This window comes from Bacillus fonticola (assembly GCF_012955605.1).
GTDB lineage: Bacteria > Bacillota > Bacilli > Bacillales > JC228 > Bacillus_CG > Bacillus_CG fonticola.
Genome location: NZ_CP052135.1, coordinates 1971245 through 1992944 on the forward strand (window position 1 = coordinate 1971245; position 21700 = coordinate 1992944).

The 21700-nt window shown below is 43.3% G+C and carries 21 protein-coding genes; 1 reads left to right on the plus strand and 20 read right to left on the minus strand.

Going from position 1 to position 21700, the window contains the following annotated elements; genetic code table 11:
* Positions 1-10: 10 nt before the first annotated feature.
* The 3 genes from bcd to HHK01_RS09710 form a co-directional block, all read right to left on the minus strand.
* Positions 11-1105, minus strand: coding sequence for a branched-chain amino acid dehydrogenase (gene bcd / locus HHK01_RS09700; protein ID WP_170007602.1), 1095 nt, complete (start codon positions 1103-1105; stop codon positions 11-13).
* A gap of 21 nt (positions 1106-1126) precedes the next feature.
* On the minus strand, positions 1127-2026 hold the full coding sequence (gene yqiS, locus HHK01_RS09705; RefSeq protein WP_228027741.1) for a phosphate butyryltransferase: 900 nt from the start codon (positions 2024-2026) through the stop codon (positions 1127-1129).
* Between the two features lie 142 nt (positions 2027-2168).
* Positions 2169-4211, minus strand: a complete 2043-nt coding sequence (locus HHK01_RS09710) for a sigma-54 interaction domain-containing protein (protein ID WP_170007604.1) — start codon at positions 4209-4211, stop codon at positions 2169-2171.
* Positions 4212-4413: 202 nt separating this feature from the next.
* On the opposite strand from HHK01_RS09710, the gene HHK01_RS09715 reads away from it, so the two are divergent.
* Positions 4414-4665, plus strand: a complete 252-nt coding sequence (locus tag HHK01_RS09715) for a DUF2627 domain-containing protein (RefSeq protein ID WP_170007605.1) — start codon at positions 4414-4416, stop codon at positions 4663-4665.
* Between the two features lie 46 nt (positions 4666-4711).
* Here HHK01_RS09715 and HHK01_RS09720 read toward each other — a convergent pair whose 3' ends face one another.
* The 17 genes from HHK01_RS09720 to HHK01_RS09800 form a co-directional block, all read right to left on the minus strand.
* Entirely contained in the window at positions 4712-5455 is a 744-nt protein-coding gene (locus tag HHK01_RS09720; protein WP_170007606.1) for a glycerophosphodiester phosphodiesterase, read from the minus strand.
* A gap of 62 nt (positions 5456-5517) precedes the next feature.
* Positions 5518-6309, minus strand: coding sequence for a sporulation transcription factor Spo0A (spo0A, locus tag HHK01_RS09725; protein ID WP_170007607.1), 792 nt, complete (start codon positions 6307-6309; stop codon positions 5518-5520).
* A 283-nt stretch (positions 6310-6592) separates the two neighbouring features.
* Entirely contained in the window at positions 6593-7873 is a 1281-nt protein-coding gene (gene spoIVB, locus HHK01_RS09730) for a SpoIVB peptidase (protein WP_170007608.1), read from the minus strand.
* Between the two features lie 177 nt (positions 7874-8050).
* Positions 8051-9733 (minus strand): DNA repair protein RecN, encoded by a 1683-nt coding sequence (recN, locus tag HHK01_RS09735; RefSeq protein WP_170007609.1) that lies wholly within the window; start codon positions 9731-9733, stop codon positions 8051-8053.
* A gap of 15 nt (positions 9734-9748) precedes the next feature.
* Positions 9749-10201 (minus strand): transcriptional regulator AhrC/ArgR, encoded by a 453-nt coding sequence (ahrC, locus tag HHK01_RS09740; protein ID WP_170007610.1) that lies wholly within the window; start codon positions 10199-10201, stop codon positions 9749-9751.
* 261 nt (positions 10202-10462) lie between these two features.
* Entirely contained in the window at positions 10463-11314 is an 852-nt protein-coding gene (locus tag HHK01_RS09745) for a TlyA family RNA methyltransferase (protein WP_170007611.1), read from the minus strand.
* Complete coding sequence (dxs, locus tag HHK01_RS09750; RefSeq protein WP_170007612.1) at positions 11314-13209, minus strand: 1-deoxy-D-xylulose-5-phosphate synthase; 1896 nt, start codon at positions 13207-13209, stop codon at positions 11314-11316. The genes HHK01_RS09745 and dxs overlap by 1 nt, the downstream gene beginning before the upstream one ends.
* Before the next feature lie 11 nt (positions 13210-13220).
* The gene (locus tag HHK01_RS09755) at positions 13221-13826 is read right to left on the minus strand and encodes a hypothetical protein (RefSeq protein ID WP_170007613.1); all 606 of its coding nucleotides are present in this window, start codon (positions 13824-13826) and stop codon (positions 13221-13223) included.
* 679 nt (positions 13827-14505) lie between these two features.
* Positions 14506-15393, minus strand: coding sequence for a polyprenyl synthetase family protein (locus tag HHK01_RS09760; RefSeq protein ID WP_322619365.1), 888 nt, complete (start codon positions 15391-15393; stop codon positions 14506-14508).
* Positions 15390-15629, minus strand: a complete 240-nt coding sequence (locus tag HHK01_RS09765; protein WP_170007614.1) for an exodeoxyribonuclease VII small subunit — start codon at positions 15627-15629, stop codon at positions 15390-15392. Before HHK01_RS09765 ends, HHK01_RS09760 begins: the two co-directional genes overlap by 4 nt.
* On the minus strand, positions 15622-16980 hold the full coding sequence (gene xseA / locus HHK01_RS09770) for an exodeoxyribonuclease VII large subunit (RefSeq protein WP_170007615.1): 1359 nt from the start codon (positions 16978-16980) through the stop codon (positions 15622-15624). The genes HHK01_RS09765 and xseA overlap by 8 nt, the downstream gene beginning before the upstream one ends.
* Positions 16981-17107: 127 nt before the next feature.
* On the minus strand, positions 17108-17965 hold the full coding sequence (folD, locus tag HHK01_RS09775; RefSeq protein WP_170008745.1) for a bifunctional methylenetetrahydrofolate dehydrogenase/methenyltetrahydrofolate cyclohydrolase FolD: 858 nt from the start codon (positions 17963-17965) through the stop codon (positions 17108-17110).
* Between the two features lie 21 nt (positions 17966-17986).
* Positions 17987-18385 carry a transcription antitermination factor NusB gene (nusB, locus tag HHK01_RS09780; RefSeq protein ID WP_170007616.1) on the minus strand — a complete coding sequence of 133 codons (399 nt, stop codon included), beginning with the start codon at positions 18383-18385 and terminating at the stop codon, positions 17987-17989.
* 205 nt (positions 18386-18590) lie between these two features.
* Positions 18591-19004, minus strand: coding sequence for an Asp23/Gls24 family envelope stress response protein (locus tag HHK01_RS09785; RefSeq protein WP_170007617.1), 414 nt, complete (start codon positions 19002-19004; stop codon positions 18591-18593).
* Between the two features lie 20 nt (positions 19005-19024).
* Positions 19025-20377, minus strand: a complete 1353-nt coding sequence (accC, locus tag HHK01_RS09790; RefSeq protein WP_170007618.1) for an acetyl-CoA carboxylase biotin carboxylase subunit — start codon at positions 20375-20377, stop codon at positions 19025-19027.
* A 13-nt stretch (positions 20378-20390) separates the two neighbouring features.
* Positions 20391-20897: an acetyl-CoA carboxylase biotin carboxyl carrier protein gene (gene accB, locus HHK01_RS09795; protein ID WP_170008746.1), complete on the minus strand. Its 507-nt coding sequence runs from the start codon at positions 20895-20897 to the stop codon at positions 20391-20393.
* Between the two features lie 228 nt (positions 20898-21125).
* A complete protein-coding gene (locus HHK01_RS09800) occupies positions 21126-21698 on the minus strand; it encodes a SpoIIIAH-like family protein (protein ID WP_170007619.1) in 573 nt (190 codons plus the stop codon).
* Positions 21699-21700 lie beyond the last annotated feature (2 nt).

The window sequence follows — 21700 nt, forward strand, 5'->3', positions numbered from 1 at the left end:
ACCTCCATGTTTATCGACGACTTAATGTATGTTTTCCATTCAATAAGAACTGGCTACGTGATGTGTGTAATCTGTGGATACGCTCCTCAGCCATACGGTTCGCTGCTGCATATGTTGGAATACCGTCACGCTTTGCAATTTCAAACACGCGTTCAATCTTATCGTAAATACCTTCTACCTTTTTCATCGCACGATCACGATTGTAGCCGTTTAACTCGTCAGCCACGTTTATGACTCCCCCAGAATTGATCACGTAATCAGGGGCATATGCGATTCCACGCTCATGAAGCGCATCACCGTGACGAGATTCTTTTAATTGGTTGTTAGCTGCACCTGCGATTACTTTCGCTTTCAACCTCGGTAGCGTGTCATCGTTAATAATTGCTCCTAAAGCACATGGAGCGAAAATATCACAGTCTTGATCGTAAATATCATCAGGGGCTACTGCTTTTGCGCCAAAGTCGTCCACAGCTCTCTTCACAGCATCTTCATGAATGTCTGTGACGATAAGAGAAGCTCCTTCCTCGTGCAAATGGCGGCATAAATTGTATGCTACATTTCCAACACCTTGAACTGCCACGGTTTTTCCTTCTAATGAATTTGTTCCGAAAGCTTGCATTGCTGCTGCCTTCATTCCTTTATACACCCCAAAGGCTGTCACAGGTGATGGATTTCCTGATGAACCAAATGCTGGCGAGATTCCAGTTACAAAATCAGTCTCCTCATGAATTAAGTCCATATCAGCAACCGTCGTCCCTACATCTTCAGCAGTAATGTATCGACCGTTTAACCCTTGGATATAACGACCAAACGCGCGAAACATTTCTTCATTTTTATCCTTGCGCGGATCACCAATAATAACCGTTTTTCCTCCACCGAGGTTTAACCCAGCTGCCGCGTTTTTATACGTCATTCCTTTTGCAAGGCGAAGAGCGTCTTCGATCGCCTCTTCTTCATTTTTATACGTCCACATTCTTGTCCCACCAAGTGCGGGACCAAGAGTCGTATCGTGAATCGCAATAATCGCTTTTAGGCCCGAGCTTTTATCTTGGCAAATGACGAGCTGTTCGTAATCGTACTTCTCCATGTAAGAAAAAATTTGCATTATTTGTTCCTCCTCTTTTGTTTAGAGCATATCTTCAGCTGTCTTGATCGCAACTAATAATGAGTTCCACTTACTTTCAGATGAATCCGATCGGGAAGTGAGGACAATCGGCGCTTTGGCACCGGCTATAACGGCACCGACTTTCGCACTTGCAAAATAGATGAGTGATTTATACAGAATATTTCCAGACTCAACTGTAGGAACGAGCAATATATCCGCATTTCCGGCTACTTCCGAGTGTATTCCTTTTTTCTCTGCTGCCTTTTGATTAATGGCATTGTCTAATGCTAATGGCCCGTCCACGATACATCCTTTGATCTGTCCTCGACGATTCATTTGGGTCAGTAGCGCTGCATCAGTGGAGGCACTCATGTTCGGGTTGACCACTTCCACTGCTGCAAGTGGCGCCACTGTGGGAAGTTCAACCCCCATTTTGTGAGCAATAGAAACAGCATTTTGCAAAATGTGTTGTTTTTCCTCTAGTGTAGGAGCAATATTCATGCCCGCATCGGTGATATACAAAAATTTGTCGTATCCCGGCACCTCAAAAATAGCCACATGCGACAATAACTTACCTGAGCGCAACCCGTGTTCTTTATTTAGAACTGCTTTCAAAATTGTCGATGTGGGTACATTCCCCTTCATGAGAACATTCGCCTCGTTTTGTCGCACTGCGCGTACGGCCTGTTGGCAGGCGATGACCTCATCAGACGTGTGCACACAAGTTACGTGGTCGTCTTTTAGTAATTCCGGGGTATGTTCTTCAAGTGTATCAAAGAGTTTATGGCGATCACCGTATAATAAGAAATCACATAATTGCTCTTCACGAGCCCGCCTGACCGCCTCAAGAACAAGCAAATCTTCAGCTGCTGCCACAGCTACAGTTACTTGTTTCTGTACGGCTGTTTGTGTTTGTTGCAATTGCTCAAATGACAACGGATAACACCCTTTCCTTTTACTAGTTGCAAGATGTATGCCAACCATTACATGTGCATTTACGGCATATATTCACGAAAACATTTTCACAGTATGAAGATTTCTTCACGAAGATACGTGCACGTATTTATTTTTCTAATTTGTTATACAACGTACGAACCGAAACGCCTAAAGATTTTGCGGCTTCGGTTTTATTTCCGTTATGTGAAGAAATAGCCGACAATATGCATTGTGTCTCATAGGCACGGACCCGATTCGCTAAGGTATCCTCTTGAGCTTCAGTATACTGATTAATTGGACTAGCTTTACTAAGACGTGGCATTAGAGTAGGTAGATGGCAAAGCGATAATTTCTGTTCATGAAACTCCATAAAAATCATAGCTCGCCCAATTATATTCTCCAACTCTCTTACATTTCCAGGCCAATCGTACGCTCGAAGCTGCTCCAAAACGGCCGGATCAACCTCTTCTACGTTCCGACCGTAGTCTTGATTCAACTTCTCAACGAGGCGTAGTACAAGTGCCGGTAAGTCTTCTTTTCTTTTTTTCAACGGCGGGATATGGATCGGCATTCGACTTAGACGATAGTACAAGTCTTCCCTAAATCTTCCCGCAGACATTTCTTTTTCTAGATTTACGTTTGTTGCAGAAATAACACGGACGTCTACCGAAATAGGTTTCGTACCTCCAACGCGAACAATTTCCTTTTCTTGAAGTACTCTTAATAATTTTGCCTGCGTATGTAGAGGAAGTTCCCCAATTTCATCTAAGAGAATGGTGCCTTTATCAGCCTCTTCAAAGAAGCCTTTTTTACCGCCGCGAGAGGCACCTGTGAAGGATCCCTCTTCGTACCCGAACAGTTCACTTTCCAGAAGATGTTCGTGGATAGCCGCGCAATTCACACGAATGAACTTGTTATACTTACGTTCACTTGCATTATGAATAGCATGGGCAAATAGCTCTTTGCCCGTTCCAGACTCCCCCCGTAATAAAATGGTGGCGGGTGTACGTGCTGCAAGTTTTGCCTGTTCGATAGCTAACACCATTTCTTCTGCTTCTCCAATAATATCTTCAAACGTATATTTTGCTTCCAAAGAACGAATGATACGGCGTGCCCGATGCAACTCGGTCGTAAGCGACTGAATCTCCGACATATCGTGGATGACCCCAACGCTTCCCTTTAAAATGCCACCAACGATAATGGGAGCAACGTTTACGATTACCTCTCGTCGTCTTGGTCCCACCTTCATACGAACTCCACGCATTGGTTTTCGTGTTTGCAACACCTTCAGATGAACACTTTCACCTTCAGATATATCTATCGTGGCTGGTTTTCCGACAACATCTTTTTCACTAAGACCCGTAATTCTTGTATAAGCAGGATTAATTAACAGACCATTTCCTTTGTCATCAACTACTGTAATCGCATCATCAGAAGAATGAATGATAGCTTGAAGCATCGTGCGAATCTCTTCTAAATTCGTCACTTGCTCTGCTAATTGAACCACTTCAGTGATATCTTTAAAAACAGCTACCGCCCCAAACAGTACCCCACGATCATCAATGAGCGGGGTACGTGTAGTCACGATTTTTACTCCATTATGTAAAACAAGCTCTTGATTAGCTTCGGTTCTCTTCGTTTCCAAAACTCTTGGCAAGCCACTGTCTGGTATAACAGATAGTACATGCTGGTGTTGAACTTCTTGTTCACGTATGCCTACCATACGTTGAGCACTTTTGTTTACGTAAAGAACTCTTGCTTGTTCATCGACAACGATCATCCCATCATCTGTTGAGTTGAAAATAAGATCCTGTTTAAACGATTGATGTCTAAGAGCTTGGATGAGACCTTCCTTCTCTTCCATTAAGCGGGCTAAAATGTAGGCTACACTACCAGGGATCAACACAGTTCGCTTATGCCTTTTGTCACGAATGGCGCGAAATACGTCTTCTTTCCCTGTTACCTCTATTACAATGTCTATTTCTTTAGTCAAGAAAGCTTCCCATTCTGTGCCCGTAGAAATGCCAAGAGAAGCCGCCAGCCTCGTGCCAACGGCGTCTTTTTTGAGATCAATGACCCCCACTACTTGGAACGAGTCGGTTTTCGCTAGCATTTTTAAGATCGAAGTGCCTCCCTGTCCCGCTCCTACAATGAGTACCTTTTGTTTCATAAGGTGTAGCACCGACCTTTGAATAAGTTTTCATACTATTAACAACTATGTGTGACAATTCTTTCACACTCACTACTCGTAGTGTATCGTATTCTTCACAACTTGACAATCGTCTTTCATGCGATAGGATGTGAGTAAGCCGTCCTTTTAAATATGGGACGATCCATCTCATTGTTGAAAGAAGTAGAAAGGTGGAATTGATGTGGTGAGGATTTTTGCATTGTTAGTTCTAGTTGTTCCCGGTTTTCTAGCCGGATACGGGATTAAAATAATGAGAGATATGACTTTCGCTATTTTGCAACCTCCGTTTCCTGCACTATGGGTGCAAGGGATCATTGGCCTTTTGTTCACTGTTTTAGGCATTGCCTTTGTCGCCGGATTTATCCTACACCGTGACCGAAAGCGAAATAACGTACAAAAACGATTCCAAAAGCAAAACCGAGCCACCCGCTAAGGTCGCTCGGTTTTTTTCAGTAGCAATTACTCATGTAATGAAATGTTTATAAGTTCAAACTTGCGTATACATTTTTTGCTTTTAAAGGATCATCTGTAAAAATGGCTGTGCATTGCAAACGAAAAAGTTGTTCCATAACTAGTCTTCGGTTCACAGTATACGGGCGCACAGCTATTCCGTTTTCAATCGTTTCCAAAAGCACGTCCTGAGTAAGTGATTTCCAGCTCGGATGAATGCCCCGCGCTCCAAACGACTGAACATACTTCCACGGTTGATGAAGTATTTCTTTATACAGTACAGCTGTTTCAGCATGTGGATCGATTCGAAGCATATGGGCAAGGCTATCATGATTAAATGATGAGTACACGACACGATCCTCAAGCCCAAAATCCTTGACTTCTTGAACTACACGTTCCTCTAGGTTTGGATAGAAGATAACAGAGTTCTTTAACTCAATATTACAAAGAAGGTTTGTCGTTTTCAACCACCGAAATACCTCTGATAAGGTAGGAATACGTTCACCACTACGTGGAAAAATACGTTTGTTTTTCTTGTCGACAATGCGAAGCTGTGTAAGTTCAACATACGTAAAATCCTTCACAAACCCTTTACCATTTGTCGTTCGATTGACTGTTTCATCATGAATTACGACAAGTTCGCCATCCTTTGTCATTTGCACGTCTAACTCAATGCCATCAGCGCCCTCTTGTTCAGCCCTTTGAAACGACACAAGCGTGTTTTCCGGTTCACGTACACTCGATCCGCGATGTGCAAAAATCAAAGTGCCCATAAACATTCCCTCCAGACTACTTCGGTATAGGTGTCGGATCCTTATGCGTCGTCCTTACCCTTTCAAGATGCTTTGTGCTCAAGGCGAAGCTTGTCAGCGACCATTGCGATAAATTCTGAATTGGTCGGTTTTGCTTTCGTCATGCTCACCGTATAACCGAAGAGGGAAGAGATAGACTCAATGTTTCCACGACTCCACGCTACCTCTATGGCGTGACGAATAGCACGCTCGACCCGACTTGCCGTAGTGTTGTATTTCTTGGCAATGTCTGGGTATAGCACTTTTGTAATAGAGCCTAATAATTCGATATCGTTGAAAACCATAGAAATGGCTTCACGTAAATATAAGTATCCTTTTATGTGTGCTGGCACACCAATCTCATGAATAATACTTGTAATACTTGCGTCCAAATTGTATTCACGCGGCTCTGGTTGAAAGGAATGTCTCATGGAGCCTGACATTTTTTTCGGCTGCGGAGATTGCGCTCCTCCCATTTGCCGAATAATGTTGGTCAAATTGTCCATATCAAAAGGCTTTAAAACAAAATAAGACGCACCTAGCTCTACTGCTTTTTTCGTCACGTCCTCTTGACCAAACGCCGTCAGCATTACAACGTGTGGAAAGCGAATTCCTTGATCGCGCATTTTTTGTAATACTGCCAGTCCATCAAGATGTGGCATAATGATATCTAATACGAGCACGTCTGGCTCAGTATTTTCTAATAAAGCAAGACACTCTTGTCCGTTACGAGCAATTCCTACAACGTCCATATCGTCTTGTTCTTGAATATATTCTTCTAGTAATGAAACGAGCTCTCGGTTATCATCCACTATACATACCTTGATTTTCTTCACATTTGTTTCCTCCTCAATTATGTAGCGACCAAAATTTTCATCTATAGTCTATTCTAACGTACAGTTTCGACAAGGCAATAGAGTATCCCTTTCAATTTTTTATATTTCGTAAAAAAATCTACAAAATCATACCTTTTCTCTTTCTTTCTCTCCAATTCGACTGTATTCGTCATTTGACAGCAACCACTTAGAAGTTTTGTCGAAAAATCTTTATGTTCCGAACACTGAAATATACCAATGACATAAAAAAAACCCTTTAAAAGGGTAAACCACTTTTAAAGGGTTAGCTTGCTTGGTTTAGATCATTTCCGTACAAATCGATGCCGGCTTCGTCTAACATCCATTCGATATGCACGCCGTAACCAGACTTCGGGTCATTTACAAATACGTGAGTCACAGCTCCAACTAATTTTCCATCTTGAACGATGGGACTTCCACTCATTCCTTGAACGATACCACCTGTTTTTTCAAGCAATCGCGGATCTGTTACTTTAATGACCATCCCCTTTGTTGCTGGGAACTTTTGAGGAATGGTACTGATGATTTCAATATCGAACAGCTCAACCTTATCATCATCGACTACCGTTAAAATTTGAGCAGGTCCTTCTTTCACTTGATGACTAAGGGCGATCGACATCGGCTCATCAAGTATTCCGTTTTGAATGGGGTCTGTCAGTTCCCCAAAGATTCCAAAAGGACTGTTTCGTTTTATATTTCCAATTACTTTTTTGTCTTCAGCAAAACGTGCAAGTTTCTCTCCAGGGTTTCCCCCACGTCCTTTTTCGATGGACGTGACCATGGAGCGCATGATTTCACCGTCTTGTACAACGATTGGCTCTTTCGTATCCATATCGGAAATGACGTGACCGAGAGCGCCATATTTTTTTGACTTCGGCTCATAAAAAGTCATCGTACCAATTCCTGCTGCGGAATCTCGAATGTACAAACCAAGTTTGTACTGCGCTTCACCCGATTGCTGAATAGGCATCAACTCAGTCTCAAATGTTTCTTCTTCTCTTCTTACTTCAAGTTGTAATGGCTTCCCATTTTCTCCAGCTTGCTTGACATAAGGACCGATATCGGACATCTTTTCCACTTTTGTTCCATTGATTTTCGTGATGATGTCGCCAACTTCAATTCCTGCGTTCTCTCCTGGAGACACACGACCTTCTCCAGTTTCCACTAAATGATGACCAACTACTAAAACGCCAAGCGTATTCAATTTTACACCAATGGATTGACCACCTGGATACACTTTTAAATCTTTGACGACATCGACATTCACCTTTTTGATTGGAAATCCTGCAAGTTCATACACCATTTCATGCTGACCCACACCACCAGCAGAAATGCTTTGTTCGCCATCTTGAGCAGTTACTTCAATAGCATTGTCCTGTTCTACAACTTCACCGCCAAATGACGCAAACGTTTCTTCTTGTCCCTCTATAAGGGTAAGAGAAGTTGGCATGTTAATCCATGCTTGTACAGGGTATAAAAAGGGTAAGATGAGGATGGAAACAAGGAGAAGTATTCCAGCTATCATACGGATTGGGTAACGCTTCATTGTTTCACTCTCCTCGTTTCAAAATCCTTGCATTCAGTCTGGCCTAAGGCACTAGTCAATAATAATGCCCCGCGCTTTTTTGAATGGCTACATTCTTAATGTTGCCTTCTACATACGCATTTATAACTGGTGAAAAAGAGAAAAAAGCTCCTCATGTGAGAGAAGCTTTTTAGAATTTTATACGTATAAAGTGGTTTCCAAAAGTTCCTTCGCATGATCCTTCGTCGCTTTTGTTACATCAGCACCACTCATCATACGGGCAATTTCTTCGACTCGATCGGTTTTAGAAAGTGGCGAAATCGTTGTATACGTTCTTTTATCTCTATACGCCTTTTGAATCAAGTAATGACAGTTAGCACGTGCTGCTACTTGAGGAAGGTGGGTAATACAAAGCACTTGACCAAACGAGGCGAGGTAACTAATTTTATCCGCCATTGCTTGTGCTACTCGCCCACTTACCCCAGTATCTACTTCGTCAAAAAGAATGGATACCGCTGCCTGATGCTGACGGAACACAAGTTTTAACGCCAACATGAACCGCGACAGTTCACCCCCCGACGCTACTTTTGACAAGGGCTTTAATGGCTCTCCAAGGTTCGCACTAAACAAAATATCACACGTATATGCGCCATCCGCTTGGAACTCGTTACTTCCTGATCGCTTCTCAAACTGGACTTCAATACGTGTTCTTTCCATATAGAGATCCTGGAGGTGAGCGTGTACTTGTTCTGTTAGCGCTCGTGCACACCGGTTTCGCTCTGCATGAAGGACTTGTGCTTCTAAGACGAGCTCTTCTTCGACATCCGCTAATTCCTTTTGAAAGCGAGCAATATGACTTTCTCGATTTTCAAGCGACTCTAACTCTTCTTCAATCTTTGAAGCATACTCTAGCATTTCTTCTACAGTTGGACCATATTTTTTTTCAAGGCGCTGTAATTCTGCCAAGCGACTTTCCACTTCATTTAGCCTATTTTCATCATAAACAAGATCGTCTAACAAATGTCGAATCGTTGAGCATTCTTCCTCTAAAGTGTAAAAGGCGTCCGCCACTTTATTATACGTGCTTTTATACGTATCGGAAACGGACTGGACATGTTCCAACTGGGAAAGAGACAACCCGACCCAATCCAACCCTTTTTGTTCCCCTTGCAACGCATCATAAGCAGCCTGCAACCCTTTATATAGTTGTTCGTAGTTAGCTAACTGATCTCTTTCTTGCAGCAAAGCCTCTTCTTCTCCAAGCTGCAGGTTCGCTCCACTAAGCTCGTCAGCTTGATATTTTAAAATATCAAGACGCTGTGCTGTTTCTTGTTCGTTTCTTGATAAATCAGCAAGCTTTCGCTTCACACTCACATACGTTCGATACGTCTCACCGTATGTACGCTTCGCTTCGAATAGTTTCTCAGAACCGAATGAATCTAACAAGGTTAGATGGTGTTTTCGGTCAAGAAGCTGCTGCGTATCGTGTTGCCCATGAACATCAAGCAGACTTTGACCCACTTCACGTAAGGTGGAAATGGTGACAAGCTTGCCATTAATGCGACACACACTTTTCCCTGTAGCAAAGAGATCTCGTCTTATCACAAGCATCTCTTCGTCAATTGGAAGACCAAATTCTTGCAAACGGTTCAAGACAGGATGTTTCGGATCGACGTAAAAAAGACCTTCTAATTCTGCTTTGTCTGTACCATGACGAACAAAGTCTTGAGAGCCTCTTCTTCCTGCTAGCAGTAAAATAGCATCTATTACGATGGATTTACCTGCACCGGTTTCACCAGTTAATGCCGTCAGACCCTCTTGAAACGAAACCGTCAATTCATCAATTATGGCAAAATCCTTAATGGACAATTGTCCTAACATAAAAGGAGGCCTCCTTTATAGCATGTCCAGAAAGCGGTTTGCGATCACTTCTGTATCTTCAGGAGAACGACAAATAATTAAACAAGTGTCGTCTCCACAAATGGTGCCCAATATTTCTTCCCAATCCAGGTGGTCTACTAGCGCACCTAAGGCCTGCGCATTGCCTGGCAATGTCTTCATAACAATTAGATGTCCCGCCTTATCCAACCGAACAAATGAATCCATCAGCGAGCGCTTCAATTTTTGTAGAGGATTAAAGCGCTGATCAGCAGGCAAACTATATTTGTAACGACCGTCCATGAGTGGTACCTTTACCAAATGTAACTCTTTCATGTCACGCGAAACCGTTGCTTGTGTCACGGCGAACCCTGCTGCGCGCAATTGTTCAACAAGATCATCCTGTGTTTCAATCTCACGGTTCGTTATAATTTCTCGAATTTTTATGTGACGCTGTCCTTTACTTAACACTACTGTTCCCTCCACCTTCGCTCACAAAACGTATACAAGCTCCCATGCTGAAATCATACCACATTCAAGACGCTGCTAGAAGCGATTTCAGACTCATTAGCCGAACGTTATAAGTTACAGCTATAGTCTCTGTTAAGCAAAACAAAGCTGTTTTCTAAGGGGTTGTGCTTTTCCAAAGAACCCTCAGCTAGTAGTGGAGATAACCGCTGCAGAAAGAGCAAAGCAAAAAGAGTACTTGTTGCAAAGTACTCTTTCAGCATTTTATCCATCCCGTTTCGGAAAATGTCCATGTGCTTCTTGAACGGTGTCGACTATTTTTTGTTGTTCCGCTTCGTCTAAAACTAGCTCTACATCATCTGAAAAGTCATTGTCAGGTGTTTCACAATACAGCAGGAATTCAATATTCCCATCTCCGCCAGTGATAGGGGAATACGTGAGACCCTGTATAGAAAATCCTAACTGTTTGGCAAAAGACAACAGCTCGACCAGCACTTGCTTGTGAACAGAAGCATCCCTCACAATTCCTTTCTTCCCAACGGATTGTTTTCCTGCCTCAAACTGCGGTTTTACAAGTAAAACACACGGTGACATCGGCTCAGCAATGGCACGAAGCGGCGGGAGGATGTGTCGCAAGGAAATAAACGACACGTCTGCAGTTGCCAAGTTCGGTCTAGGCCCGTTAAAATCCTCACGAGTAGCATGGCGAAAATTCGTTTTCTCCATAACTGTTACACGCGCATCACTTCGCAGCTTCCAATCCAACTGGTTCGTTCCAACATCTACAGCATAAGAATGGCTGGCACCGTTTTGGAGGGCACAATCAGTAAATCCACCAGTAGAAGAACCAACATCTAATAAAACTCTATCTGTAAGATCCAAAGAAAAATAAGTAATCGCTTTTTCTAGCTTATATCCGCCTCGACTTACGAAAGGGTTCGGATTCCCTTTGACACGTAAAAGGGAAGAAGACGGAATCTTCTCCCCAGGTTTATCAACACGTGTCTCTTTGTGAAACACAAGCCCGGCCATAATGGCGCGCTTTGCTTTTTCACGAGTCGGAAAATGCCCTTGTTCGACGAGTAGAGTGTCGACACGTATTTTTGATTCCTTCATTAGAGGAACGCTCTTTTCTGTTTCGATTGAACGAGTTGTTGTGCTGTTTCTACAGCGTCGTCCACTGTAAGACCGATATCCTCTAAAAGCTTCCCGACACTTCCATGCTCGATAAACTGATCGGGGATTCCCATTCGCCGGATTGGTACATTTACGCCACGGTCTGAAGCGTACTCAACAATAGCACTCCCGAAACCACCTTGTAAAACGGCCTCCTCCATCGTAATGATTGGCACATTTTCTTTGAACAACTGCGCCAACATCGCTTCGTCTAGCGGTTTAATAAAACGGGAATTGATGACACGAGCAGAAATACCTTGCGATTGCAAATTGTCTGCTGCTGCTTCAGCCATTTGTACCATAGGCCCCACAGCGAGAAATGCGACATCGCTTCCCTCTCGCACCACTTCCCATGTACCGATCTGGATTTGCTGCAACTCCTCATCTAAAGGAACCCCGATGCCATTTCCACGCGGAAAACGCATCGCAATTGGACCTGCATTGTATTGTAAGGCTGTATAAACTAAATGTTGTCCTTCATTCTCATCCTTTGGCATCATTAATACCATGTTCGGAAGGTGTCGTAAAAAGGCAATATCGAACACCCCTTGATGCGTTTCTCCATCAGCCCCAACGAGTCCAGAACGATCAATGCCGATAAAAACATTTAAATTTTGCCTACAAATATCATGAACAACTTGATCATACGCACGCTGTAGGAAGGTTGAGTAAATCGCTAAAAACGGCTTCATACCTTGAGTGGCAAGACCTGCAGCAGTCGTTGCCGCATGCTGCTCTGCAATACCTACGTCATACATGCGATCAGGGAATTCCTTTGCAAACCCTTCCAGCTTAGATCCTACAGGCATTGCCGGTGTAATCGCCACGACACGACGATCTTCTCGTGCTACTTTGAGAACAGTTTCACTTACAAGTGCACTCCAGCCTGGTGCTCCGGGCTTTGGCTTCACGAAGTCACCGGAGTCGATTTTATATGGCCCGGTACCGTGCCACGTACCAATCGTGTCATTTTCTGCAGGCTTATAACCTTTGCCTTTTTTCGTAATCGTATGTAACAAGACAGGTCCCTTTGTTTTCTTTGCATAAGCTAAGTTTTCAAATAAGTCTTCATACGAATGTCCATCCACAGGGCCAAGATACGTAAACCCAAGCTCCTCAAAAAACATGCCTGAGATGAACAAATATTTCAAGCTATCTTTCACACGTTCAGCAGTTTTGGCCATTTTCCCCCCAACAGCCGGGACCTTTTTCAATAAATAATCTAATTCGTCTTTTACCCAGTGGTATTTCCCTGCTGTACGCAACTTGCCAAGGACATTATGAAGAGCACCTACGTTAGGCGCAATGGACATTTCATTATCATTTAAAATAACGATCATATCTTTTTGTTCATGCCCAATATGGTTCAGTGCTTCTAGAGCCATTCCACCAGTTAATGCACCATCACCGATGACAGGCAGAATATAGGAGGATTCTTTTTTGACATCGCGAGCAATTGCCATACCCATAGCTGCAGAGAGACTTGTTGAACTATGACCTGTTTCCCATACATCGTGTTCGCTTTCATTTCGTTTCGGAAATCCGCACAGACCTTGGTATTCTCGGAGGCTGCCAAAATCCTGTGCACGTCCAGTCAAAATCTTGTGTACATACGATTGGTGTCCAACATCCCATAAGATTTTATCTTTCGGACTGTCGAACATTTTATGAAGCGCGACTGTAAGTTCCACAACGCCTAGATTGGGACCGATGTGACCACCTGTAACAGAGCACTTTTCAATAAGAAATCGGCGAATTTCCTCACTAAGTGCCTCAAGTTCGCTCATGTTCATGTTCTTTAAAAAAGAAGGATTCTGAATCGATGTAAGATCCATCCTAATACAACTCACTTTCTTTTCTTTTTCCTGTTCTTTATTTTCGGATCTACAAGCACTGTTATATAAAATCGTTCCTCTAGCAACTGAAGAACGCACCCTACTCTTAGAATAATGTTTTTAGAAAATTTAATAGCAATCGTTTTCCCTAATGCTTTCCCTCCCACAGTAAGTGCTGCGATGAAGCTTGTTAACAGCACATTCAGCCCGTCTTCAAGAGAGGCATTGTTCCCTTCTTGTATTGAATGGGTTAACGTAACTATGACAGTTGCTGAAGCTGCCCCTGAAATAATACCCGAAATATCCCCAATCACATCGTTACAAAAACTAGAAAATCGATCAGCATTTTTTACAATTCTGAGACTATGCTTTGCACCGTACACTTTCCTTGACGCCATCGCGTGAAAGGGAGATTCGTCGGCAGCCGCTGCTGCCATCCCCATCATATCAAATACTACACCGATTAAGACGATAATGAATACGACCCCTAAACCCAACGTCCAAGTTAAACTGCCTAGCAACGTGTTGGAAATCATTGAAAAAAGAGCCGCTAACACGAACGTGATAACGGCGATACTCATACTCCATTTCAGCGAGGTAAGAATGACTTTTTTCATTTATGGGTCATACTCCAGTACTATGTGAAATTATAGGAAATAGAAGACAAACGTCTTCCTCCAGTTATTCTCTTCTCTTAGATTTTGAATGGTCACATGAAGAGGTAATCTTACGGCTTAGGTCCAGTAGGATTTCCCACCCTTCCACCTGATGTCACCATACAGGCGGTTCCCCTTTCAGGAAGAGTTAGCGTCGTTGCCGATCACTAGACTGGATTGCCACTTAGTCCGTACCACAACTCCCTACATGCTTCAAATTGAACAGTCTAGGAGTTTTCCTCGGGCAGTTCTTACCGTAAATTAGCCTATTTTGCAAAATAGGGAGCGCATGGTCAAGTATATCATCACAAAGGTGGCCACCTTTTGATGTTGATCCATGCTCCTCACAACGGTTTTGCGCAAGGCAGGCTGCGCTCTGAACTTTCAATCCCCATTTGTAAAGTACAGCGCATCTATGACCCGTAATCTTCGGGGTCTTTAGTACCCTTGAGTGGATTTTTAGCCCCACCTTCCAATACGGAGAACCGACTAGAATACTGCACCATCCAATTTGCATAAAAGTATACCACACCCGAAAAACTGTGTCACTTTTCACGGCAAAGTTGTGGTAAAAAAACCACCATTATCCTTTTTTTCACAAAGCAACAATCCTCAGGAAAATACATGACAGCACGCAGGTTCAATTCTGCCTGTTTTGAATAAGTTGAGCTAAGTACATCAGTTCGTTACTTTTTACCTTCGCTTCCTCCAAAGCTCTTAGTGCCGCGACTACCTCTTCATGCAGGTGGGCCTTCGCTCCCTCAAGACCAAGGAGCCCTGGATAGGTACTTTTCTCGTTCACCATGTCACTGCCTATATTTTTACCAAGCGTTCTGGCATTCCCTTCCACATCTAAAATGTCGTCTTGAATTTGAAAGGCCAGGCCGAGGTGATGACTGAAGAGTACGAGCGCTTCCTTTTGCGTAATTTCAGCCTCAGCTAGAATGCAGCCTGCCTCCACAGCATATGTAAGAAGCCTTCCTGTTTTTTTACGATGAATGGCTTGAAGTTCATCCACTAAGACAGTCCGTTTTTCAGCTTCCATATCTTCTATTTGTCCTGCCACCATCCCTTGTGCTCCAGCGGCATCTGAAAAAGCAGAAATAAGTTGCACTTTTTGAGCATCAGTTACCTCAGCTTGCGCCACTAAAGAAAAACCCTGTGTGAGAAGGGCATCACCTGCAAGAATCGCAGTCGCTTCTCCGAATACCTTATGGTTTGTGGGCTTCCCTCGACGTAAATCATCGTCATCCATACTCGGAAGGTCATCGTGTATTAACGAATACGTATGAATCATCTCTAACGCAGCGGCTACAGGGATGGATTGTTCGATCTGTTTACCCAGTGCTTTCACAGTGGCTAATAAAAGTAAAGGGCGAATGCGCTTCCCCCCCGCTTGCAAACTATAGAGCATTGCCTTTTGGAGGGAGGAAGGAGTTGTTAAACTTTGAACGTGTTCTAACATAAAACGTTCTGTTTGTTCCTTCCATTCTTGTAGCGTTTGTTCAGTTTTTTTAACTGATGTCACGAGTTTTCCCCCTCATCAAGGTCAAACTTCACAGTCTCTCCGTCTTTTCCAACCACTTCAACAAGTTGTTTTTCCGCTTTTTGAAGTTGGTCATGGCAAAATTGAGAGTATTCCATTCCTTTTTTATAGTAAGACAACGCTTTTTCAAGTGGGACATCACCAGCTTCTAGATGCTCAACGATTTTCTCTAATTTTTGTAACGCTTCTTCAAAGGTTAAGGTACTTTCCTCACTCATCGTCTTTCTTCCCCTCTCTATCCACGAACTGAACTTCTGTTATTATCGTTCCATCTGTAACGGAAAGATTAATTGTATCCCCTTGCTGTACTTGGGTCGTCTTAGAAAGAACTTTCCCGTCTTCTGTATAAGTGACTGTATAACCACGCTTTAACACAGCCAATGGGTTCAACGTCTCTAATTTAGAAAGAACTTGTCCAAACTGTTCACTACTACTATCTACTTGACGTCGACTTACGCGATGTATTGCCTTTTCCACTTGTTCCAAAGTTTGTCGCTTTCGTTCCACGAGCTTATCTAATCTTACGCGCCGTAAACGTGCCTGAATGTCGTGTTGCCGTAGTGCCTTCCACTGAATAGTGCTCTTCATATCCTTTACTAACTTTTCCTTCAAGCGATCTAACACAAGCATCTTCTCTTCTATAAGGCGCCCTGGATTTCGATACGCATAAGAGGAGATAGCACGTTTAAGCCGAGCTTCATCCAGTGAGACTTTTTGCTGTATGGACTTGGTCAACCTTACGTTCCACTGACGTAAAGCCGCCAGCACCTCCGTGTGATGAGGAACAGCAATCTCTGCGGCGGCTGTTGGAGTCGGTGCACGTTTGTCTGCAACGAAGTCAGCAATTGTTACATCGGTTTCGTGACCGACTGCCGAAATAATAGGAACATGACTTTGAAAAATGGCAGTAGCGACTTCTTTTTCATTAAACGCCCATAACTCTTCTATAGAACCACCACCACGTCCAACGATGCATACGTCCACTTTTTGATCATTGGCTCGCTGTATCCCCTCAACAATAGACACCTTCGCACGATCTCCTTGGACAAGTACCGGAAATAAAAGCACACGGGCTTGTGGGAAGCGACGATCTAGTGTCGTAATGATATCTCTTATGGCTGCTCCAGTAGGTGACGTAACAACCCCCACTGTCATCGGAAATCGTGGCAATGGCTTTTTACGAGCTTCGGAAAACCATCCTTGTTGCTGCAACGTTTCCTTTAACTGCTCATAGGCAACGTATAAGGCTCCAATTCCGTCTGGTTCCATCCCACTCGCGTACAGTTGATACGTTCCTGACTTTTCAAAAAGAGATACACGGGCTTCCACAATCACCTGCATACCTTCTTCGGGAGTGAATTTTAGACTTTGCACGTTCTTTTGGAACATGACTGCTTGAATACGTGCTCCGCTATCCTTGAGTGTGAAGTACATATGCCCACTAGAATGAAGCTTTACATTAGAGCATTCTCCTTTTACGAAGATGCGCTGAAGGTGTGGGTCACGTTCGAATTTTTGCTTTATGTACATTGTAAGCGCTTTAACTGTCAATACACGCTGATTGGACAAGTTATCACGTCCTTTTTCGCTCTTTATCTATTTAGTATAGTCGCTTCTACTATAAGAAGCGAGGAGGACTTTGTCGATAGCCATAAGAAAGAAGCCCTCTTACAGCCAGGGCTTCTCCCATCATTCATTATTTTTTTCGTCTACGCTTAGCAGAGGTGACCGTGTTATGGAGGAGCATCGTAATCGTCATGGGACCAACTCCGCCAGGAACGGGGGTCAAATAAGACGCTACATCTTTGACGTCATCAAAGTCTACGTCCCCACTTAACTTTCCGTCTTCCGCGCGGCTTGTCCCTACATCGATAACGACTGCACCCTCTTTAAAGTAGTCAGAAGTCAGGAATTTGGGTCGACCAATAGCACTAATGACAACGTCGGCTTGCTTTGTGAATGCTCGAAGATTGACTGTTTTTGAATGGCACATCGTCACCGTTGCATTTGCAGCCAATAGGAGCTGTCCCATCGGTTTTCCAACTATTCCGCTCCGACCAATAACAACCGCGTGCTTCCCTGTCACATCAAAATCAATCGCTTCCAAAAGCTTCATAACTCCAAACGGCGTGCATGGAAGAAAAGCATCTTGGCCTGACATCATGCGACCTACGTTTACTGGGTGGAAACCATCTACGTCCTTTTCTGGAGAAATGGCGTCTAAACAGTATTGTTCATCAATGCGGTCAGGAAGAGGTAACTGTACGAGAATTCCATCAACCAAATCATCTGCGTTTAAGGCTGCAATCATGTCTAGTAATTCTTGCTGAGTAGTTTCTTTTGACTTTCGAATAACGGTTGAGTGAATCCCCATTTTTTTGCATGCCTTTTCTTTCATAGATACATACGTAGTACTAGCCGGATCGTCACCAAGTAAGATAACTGCTAAACTAGGTGTAATCCCTTCATTTTTTAATTGTTCTACTTGTCGTTGTAACTCAGCACGAATGTTCCCGGCAATTGCTTTCCCATCTATCGTTTGCGCTTCTTGCATAGACATCATTCACTCTCCGTTCTATTCGTTATCTAAGGAACGTTTGAGTTTCGATAAGACTCCATTCACAAATTTTCCCGATTGTTCATCACCAAACGTTTTTGCCACTTCAATCGCCTCATTCATCGCAACATTCGCCGGTACTTCCGTGCTATACTTCAGCTCATAAGCACCTATTCTCAACGCATTTCGCTCCACTACTCCTACACGTGTGAGTTTCCATTTTTCTAAATGAGCCTCGAGCCACTCGTCAATTTGTGCTCTGTTCTCGATGACTCCACACACTAAGTCGTGTAAATATCCATCGGGAGATTCCCCTTCTTCGACTACAGAGTGAAGAGCTTCCTCTACGTTATGTTCAGTTATATCGATTTGATAAAGCGCTTGTAACGCTTTTTTTCTAGCTTCATGGCGTTTCATACGTGCTCTCCTTTTTCAAATGCATCAAAGTGACTATATCACACGGAATAAGGTCTTTTCTAGTGTCTGAAAAGTGGGATATGTCTAAAAAAGGGGTTGCCGATTTCTAAAGCACCGTTACCTGCCTGCACTTATAGCAACTTTCTGCACTATCACGGGTGCAATAAAAATGGACGAAACGCTTTATACGTTTCGCCCAAATTCCTTATATTTCTTGGTCGTAATCGCTTTCATCCTTTTGGGTTTCGAATTGAATCCCTACAACGTGGATGTTTACTTCATCTACATCTAAAGCGGTCATATTGATTAAAGCTTGGCGAATGTTATCCTGGATTTGTTGGGCGACGTTTGGAATAGAAACACCAAAGTTTATAAAGCAATAAACATCGACCACAATGCCTTCCTCAGCAAGATCTACTTTAATTCCTTTTCCGTGATTCTTTTTCCCAAGTCGTTCTGCCACACCAGAAGCAAAATTCCCTCGCATTTGCGAGACACCTTCTACCTCACTTGCGGCAATACCTGCAATGACCTCAATGACTTCTGGTGCAATTTCCACTTTTCCTAAACTCGAATTTTCCTGATTCATTTGCAACGGTTTTTGTTGTTGTTCGCTCATCGTTACACCTCCGTAGGTATTTACGAATCGTACACGTCATGCAGTTCAAGGAACTTCGTGTTAAAATCCCCTTTCACAAACGTTTCGTGTGCAAGTAACCGTTCGTGAAATTCAATCGTTGTGTGTATGCCCTCAATAACAAATTCAGAGAGCGCTCTTTTCATCCGAGCAATGGCTTCCTCTCGTGTCGAACCATGAACGATTAGTTTCGCTATCATGGAATCGTAGTACGGGGGAATTGTGTACCCTGGATAAACCGCAGAATCAACGCGCACACCTGGCCCTCCTGGAGGCAAATACATCTGTATTTTACCGGGCGAAGGCATGAACTGCTTTTGAGGATTCTCTGCGTTAATCCGACATTCAATGGACCATCCGTTGAATGTTACTTCCTCTTGATTGACTGAAAGTGGTTTTCCAGAAGCAATAAGTAACTGCTCTTTAACGAGATCAATTCCGGTTACCATCTCTGTTACTGGGTGCTCTACTTGAATACGTGTGTTCATTTCCATAAAGTAGAATGTCTGTTCTTTATGGTCATAAATAAATTCTATCGTTCCAGCCCCTTCATAATCAACAGCTTCGGCAGCCTTTACTGCTGCATTCCCCATTTTTTCACGAATTTCTGGTGTGATCGCTGGGGAAGGTGTTTCTTCAACCAACTTCTGTAAGCGACGTTGAATCGTACAGTCACGCTCTCCTAGATGAATCGTGTTTCCGTGCTGGTCAGCAAGAACTTGAATTTCTACATGGCGAAAATCTTCTATGTACTTCTCTAAGTAGACACCAGGATTCCCAAAGGCCGTCATGGCTTCTTGTTGAGTAATATGAATCCCTTTTAGTAATTCTTTCTCGTCTCGTGCCACCCGGATCCCTTTTCCACCGCCACCTGCTGTTGCTTTAATAATAACAGGATAGCCGATCTCGTTCGCAATTTTTTTGGCATCTTCATCTGTTTCCACAATTCCAGTAGAGCCGGGGACAATTGGCACATTCGCGCTTCGCATCGTTTCACGGGCCACATCTTTTGTGCCCATTCTTGAGATGGCTTCCCCACTCGGTCCTACAAAGGTTATGTGGCATTCTTTGCATAGTTCTGCAAAGTCAGCATTCTCACTTAAAAATCCATACCCAGGGTGAATCGCATCGCAATCAGTTAACTTAGCAATACTCATCATGTTTGAGAAGTTAAGATAGCTGTCTTTTGAAGGATGGGGGCCGATGCAATAGGCTTCGTCAGCAATTTGCACGTGTAAAGCTTCCTTATCACCCTCTGAATAAACTGCTACAGCTTCCATTCCTAGCTCATGACAGGCTCGAATAATGCGCACCGCAATTTCTCCTCGGTTCGCTACTAATACTTTACGAATCATATAGTTTCGCTCCTTACTCAGGGTTCACTAAGAACAACGGCTGACCATACTCCACCAGTTGTCCATCCTTTACTAAAATCTCTACAATTTCTCCAGTGGCCTCGGCTTCAATTTCATTAAACAGTTTCATTGCCTCTACAATACATACGACTGTAGAAGCATCCACTCGATCTCCTACTTTAACGTAAGTGTCGGCGTCAGGAGATGGCTTTTGATAGAACGTACCGACCATTGGACTCGTAATTTCTGTGAGTCCTTCCTTTTTATCGGGTTGTGGGACTGATACGGTAGATTCTTGAACAGCTGGCGATACTGCAGGTTGTTGTGCACCTGCTGTCTGTGCTACCGGTGCTTGTTGTACTGGCACTTGCGGGGCAGGTACTTGTACAGGTTCAGAAACAATGGTACCGGTCTTTTTTTTCATTTCAATCTTTGCACCGTCCAATTCATAGACGAATTCATCAATGGATGACTGATCGATGAGTTTTATGATTTCACGAATTTCTTGCACTTTTAACATCATTGTCACTCCTTACATCCTTGTTCTTGCGCAGGTTCCTTATTTAGGACTAGCTACTAATATCATACGATAAGAGAAAGACTTTGTACAATGCTTTAAAGAATTTCTACTTCAACATGCCCCCTCATTTTAAACAACCTGTATTAGTCATGATGTCTATTCTAATTAGGGGGGTGATGGAATAATAGAAAACACGAGCATCAGGACGCCTGAGCTCGTGTTTTTTAGTTATTCTGGTTGGAATTCAACGGCTACTGCGTTGATTGATCCCATTTCTGCGTAAACGAGCTGAATGATCTCATCTGCTGCTGTCCGAGAAAGTTCGTTAGCTTTGACAACAACTTTTACATCGTCACCGTTAGCTTGCACAAGTGCATCTGAATAGCCTAAAGAACGAATAACTTTTTCTAAATCTCCTTCTACTGCCGAGAGTTCTTGCAAAGTTTGCATTTCATCCATTAACTCACTTTTTTCGAGGGCGGAGAGCTCACTAGAAGCAATCATATCTTCTAGTTCTTCCGTCTTCATGGAGCGGATGTCTGAACGTTCAAGACGTAAGGCTTCAAAAACCTCGTCCCCAGCTTCTGCAAACATACCTTCCAACTCATCCGCATCAAACATGCTAGCGACATCTTCATTTGCTATTTCGTCTTCACTTACATTTTCCGTTGCTCCGCTTTCTTCTTCAACACTTGCCATGTTTCCAGGCCCACCTTCAGGGCTTGTAATGTAATACACACTCAGAACTACTACTAGACTTAACATCGTTAGAAGCCATACAGTTTGTTTTTTTAACAACATTT